At 39.6% G+C, this 4,503-nt stretch carries 5 protein-coding genes and 1 pseudogene; 5 read left to right on the forward strand and 1 reads right to left on the reverse strand.

Annotation, left to right across the window (positions count from 1 at the left end; genetic code table 11):
* The 5 genes from CWO08_RS24105 to CWO08_RS23615 form a co-directional block, all read left to right on the forward strand.
* The coding region (locus tag CWO08_RS24105; protein WP_219909166.1) for a hypothetical protein at positions 1-208 on the forward strand (208 nt) is incomplete at its 5' end.
* A gap of 137 nt (positions 209-345) precedes the next feature.
* A complete protein-coding gene (locus CWO08_RS23590; RefSeq protein WP_102431435.1) occupies positions 346-684 on the forward strand; it encodes a hypothetical protein in 339 nt (112 codons plus the stop codon).
* A 206-nt stretch (positions 685-890) separates the two neighbouring features.
* Positions 891-1,517: a DUF6037 family protein gene (locus tag CWO08_RS23595; protein ID WP_102431434.1), complete on the forward strand. Its 627-nt coding sequence runs from the start codon at positions 891-893 to the stop codon at positions 1,515-1,517.
* A gap of 14 nt (positions 1,518-1,531) precedes the next feature.
* The gene (locus CWO08_RS23600) at positions 1,532-2,119 is read left to right on the forward strand and encodes a hypothetical protein (RefSeq protein WP_108021216.1); all 588 of its coding nucleotides are present in this window, start codon (positions 1,532-1,534) and stop codon (positions 2,117-2,119) included.
* A gap of 623 nt (positions 2,120-2,742) precedes the next feature.
* Positions 2,743-3,735: a hypothetical protein gene (locus CWO08_RS23615; protein ID WP_102431428.1), complete on the forward strand. Its 993-nt coding sequence runs from the start codon at positions 2,743-2,745 to the stop codon at positions 3,733-3,735.
* A 429-nt stretch (positions 3,736-4,164) separates the two neighbouring features.
* On the opposite strand, the pseudogene CWO08_RS23620 reads toward CWO08_RS23615, so the two are convergent.
* Positions 4,165-4,503, reverse strand: a pseudogene (locus CWO08_RS23620) (IS110 family transposase); the annotation flags it as partial.

The raw sequence follows: 4,503 nt of genomic DNA on the forward strand, positions 1-4,503 counted from the left end.
CGGGATTAAGTTTATATTCGGGCTTGCTATTTTACCGATTACAATACCTCTGGTAATTGTTGTTGCAATACTATTTAGTGTCACCGCCACATCAAGGCGTTGGTATCCAAGGTTTGTTAGTATCGTCGGTAAAATCAGTCGTAGAACCGAATTAATTGTGCTGAAAGCGGATATCATCCTGCGCAGCATTTCTAAAGCCAAAACTTAACAAAGCATTTAAGACGGATTCTCAACGCTTGGCGCTTTCAGACTAGGTCAGCTTAAGTGCTAAATGTGGCAAGGTTTAGGCTTGGGTGGTCGCGTTGCTCACCACTTAATGCGGCGTTATATGTACAGGGAGTTTTAATGAAGGGTTTTCTCAAAGGGACTTTTGCTTATCTTGTTGTGATTTCGTTAGCTCTGCTAATTTCTCGCAATTATTTTGATTACCTATCTACAATAGACTTGGTTGACTACATTGCATATAGCGGGGTATTACTCGTTGTATTGGCAGGCATTACATTTGATGGTAACAATCCAGCTAATCAAGACTTTTTGTCGTTAATGGTTCATCGTGAACTTGTGTCCCGAACCAATGACTCTCAAGATGAAAACAATAAAGTAAGTTTTTCAGTTAATGTCGGATTGATAGGTATATTTTTTCTTATTGTTAGTGCTGTAATGGCTTGGCATATTAGCAAGTAAAACATATAACAAGGCGCTAAAGTCTGATTCGTAAACGCGTGCCGAACTCGCTTCGCTCAAACATGGCACACGTTCACTCACAGCTTAGCTTGGCGTTATATTGAATTTGACTTACTAACCCGGGTGAAGGAATCTCCCTACTTGTAAAATTATGGATAACTCTTTAAATTACTTATAGTTAAATTGAATTTGGATTAGGTATCAGGATGAGTGTTTTCGCTAGTTTTAAGCTCCTCAAAGAAGATATGGAGAGTTTGGGGTGGGTTATCGAAGCCTTTCCATTTAAGTATAAGAGCTATAGCTACATAGTTTTAGCGAAACTGTATCAAAGGCATGAACGAAAACCCAAGTTTGCTCTGATGAAAGCAGAGTTTATAAGACAAGATGATGCCAGTATAAATAAAACTTTCCCTGTTAACTCTGCTGGCTTTGACACTACTCCGAAAGAGCTAAGGGAGTTTTTTGGTATTGAGTATGGCAGTAACATTGGTGATATCTTGAAGCAGTTCAATGAATACTTTGCTCAATTCATACCAGAACAAGTTACTTTAAATAAACCTGATCTTTTAAAAGATTCGATGGTACGTTCGTTGTCCGAAAGTGATAGTGAAGATCCAAATAGATTGTACTGCTTTGATGCTAGAAGAAATGGTGGGGATGGTAAAAGAACACAATTCAATGATAATAAAACAAGATTGCTAAGACCCACTCTTTATTCGTTACTTAAAGATGAACAAACAGTAAGTTTTTTCTATTCAGCAGACTCGAACCAAGAAGAGAGCGATGAGCAAATACTTACGAAGTTTAGTCAAAGAAAGACCAAGGTCATTTAAGTGGCTGTAGCTACTTGTTTCAATATAACAAAGCATTTAAGAGTGATTCCCAACGCTTGGCAGTTTCGCTTCGCTCAAGTGTAGCCAAGCGTCGCTCACACCTTAATGCGGCGTTAGGCTTACCGATTAAATTTCATCACAATCACGAGGTTCATGTGTCAGGCGTAATTAGTACTATTTTGGAAGACGAGTCTCTATTTAACTCTGTAGTTGCTGGGTTGATTACATGGGTTATCACACTCATTATTACTTATTTCTATAGTCAGTTTATGTTCAACAGACGGTTTGAGAAGTCTTTGACTGAGAGCCTATTTCAGTTAACTAACTCTATTTCCAATACCTACTCTACAAGAGAGCATTACATTGTTGGTGAGGCGAAAGCTATCGTACAGCTATACGAAACACATAAAACTAACTATCACTCTATCCAAAAGATTGTCCGAAATAATCAATTAGAGGAGCTACAAGCCCTTCTAGAGGGAGAAAAACCAGACACAGACCTTATAATGAAAAAGGTAGAAACGATAAGAAAAACCTGGGGTGCTGAAGTTAGGTCTATTAAAAATGCGAAAAGGCACTTAGCTAAGGAGCTTGGGCTTTAACTTAGTAAGAACTAAGCCTAACAAATAATTCAACAGTGATTCGCAACGCTTGGCGCTCTCACTTCGGGTTAAGTGTAGTGTTTACGGCGCAGTGTTTAAGTTCAGTGTATGCGCTGCTCACACGTTAATTGGGCGTTATATTATTTTTCAAATTAAGGGATTAATGTGGGTGAGTTATTTAATACTCTGATGGTTTGCGCGGTGTTGGTTTCACTGTTTCCACTTATAAAATCTAGCAAGAATTTTTATGATGAATGGTGTGAAATGGAACATGAACATTGGCGCTCTAGAGGTGCTCCACCGTTTGTAGTATTCCATTTTGGTATGTTCTTATTTGTCCCGATGCTTTTTGGTAAAGATTTGGAGCTCCTGAACAATAATAGGTTGATAAAGTTGAGAAATGATCTCAGGTACAGCTTTGCGATTTTTTCGTTACTGTTACTCTCATCTCAGCTGAATCAATAAATTAGTTTACAGCTTTAATATAACAAGCAATTTAAGCAGACTGTCAACGCTTGGCAATTTTAGCTTGGTTTAGCTTCAGTGATTTCGGTGTTAAGTTTGAGTGTATTGGTAGCGTTGTCAGCTACTTAATTGGGCGTTATGAAAATTAGGATACATTAATGAAAGATTTACCATGGATGACGGTGTTGGGCACAATGCTAATAGTTTTTACGTCCGTCCAGTCAAGTGCGGCTGAATTTCAAGTTGATGAGACTAATTCCACTGTTTCTATGAACTACCATCCAGCATCAACAATTAAGTCATGTCTAGACTCATCTAATTGTACTAGCTTGTCGTTCAACTCTCGTGCAATAGATAACCTATTAGCCGGGCGTGAAGTTAAATCAGATATGGACGACAACAAAAACATCAGCGCGCAAGCGCTTAGGAGCGGACAGCTTTACTCAATTTCTGAAAAAGCTACAAGTTTCTTTAAAGCGAAACTCATTTCTCACAACCCTGTTGATAGAAAAATAACTATTTCTTACTCAATCTCCCTTACTGCATCCGAGAGCAAGCATTCATTTTGGGAGCAAAATAAAATCGCCTCGTTATCAGGAAATAACTATGCAAAGTTCATTGATATGAAGCTATCCGTCTTGGATATTCCAAATAAAGTCCTGTTAAACCAATTCGAAATATTTGAAATCGCAAAATGTAGCAAATCAGATAAATATTGTTTTAGCGAGCTAGCCTATTACCCTGACTATAATTTGTATCTTTTAACTAGCTCTATGAACCTTACGGAAGAACAACTCAAAGGTGCTCCAGCTGAACAAGTACTTGAAGGTATTTTGAAAACCTTTTTGCCGGTATTTAATCCGTTGGCTGCCAAGTTCTATAACGTTCCGGCAACGTATGAAAACGATAAGAACCTCAGCGACTACTCTCTGGATTCAATCATATTAGGTATAGATGTCGCTGTTGATGACAAACAATATGTTGGTTATGCAGGGGTTGAACAGAAAGAGCATTTGAGTCTCTTTTACAATGTAGAAGAAACCAATAATTCAGTGGTGCAACTAATGACTCGCCAATGTAATGAACTTCGCAGAGGAAATTATCCAAAAAACTTAGTTGAAGAACACTGCGACTATAGTGGTTCAAGGTGAATTTTCATAACAAACTGTTCAAGAGGGATTCGCAACGCGTGGCATTTTTACTATGCGTTGGTTTAAGTGATTAAGGTGGTATGCGGCGGCTTTTGTATTGCGTTGCTCACCCCTTAACAGGGCGTTGATATGACCCCCACTGTCAATTAAAAACGTAGAAGTTTCTGCTCCCTCATTTCAGAGCCTTTGTTCATTTTGGGATAGTGTTACCGCATAGATGAAGCAAGTAATGTCGTCGGTTCTCATGCTGATATACGTGGATTGCTCATCGTTTGATGAGTAGAGCCTACCTTACTTGTTCCGTCGTAGCACCTGTCTTCAGTCTATGCTCGTGGTTCAATACAGCCGAAGCTATATTGCCGTCCTAACGCCGTCGGTGTTTGTGCCACTCCCGATGCTTTATCCAATGCGATAACACTAATTCTGTCTTCATGCCGGTAAACGAGCGATTCGAGTTCTAGGATCTACGTCGCTAATGACAACTTCACGCGCAATGGCCCAGATGTAAGCGATCATCTCTCTTGCGATGGCGACCACAACGACATTTCGGTGTTTACCTTTTTGTAGTAGTCGTTGGTAACGACGACATAACCTTTGCTGGGCTTGCCAAGCGATATCAACTATCTCTTTAGGCAGCCCTTCTTGCCTTAGTTGCAGCTCTACAGAGATGTTCGCTTTATGCTTATAGGTGTGTGCGCCTTCAACGAGTAACCGTCTGGCTCGACTGTTGCCACACTTTGTTAAGCTGCCACGACGAGTTTTACCTCC

This window comes from Vibrio sp. 10N.286.48.B8 (assembly GCF_003050085.1).
Taxonomy (GTDB): Bacteria; Pseudomonadota; Gammaproteobacteria; order Enterobacterales; family Vibrionaceae; genus Vibrio; species Vibrio crassostreae.

What these genes read in the sequence shown, in the direction of transcription:
- CWO08_RS23590 (WP_102431435.1), top strand. Translation starts at nt 346, where the DNA reads ATGAAGGGTTTTCTCAAAGGGACTTTTGCTTATCTTGTTGTGATTTCG.
- CWO08_RS23595 (WP_102431434.1), top strand. Translation starts at nt 891, where the DNA reads ATGAGTGTTTTCGCTAGTTTTAAGCTCCTCAAAGAAGATATGGAGAGT.
- CWO08_RS23615 (WP_102431428.1), top strand. Translation starts at nt 2,743, where the DNA reads ATGAAAGATTTACCATGGATGACGGTGTTGGGCACAATGCTAATAGTT.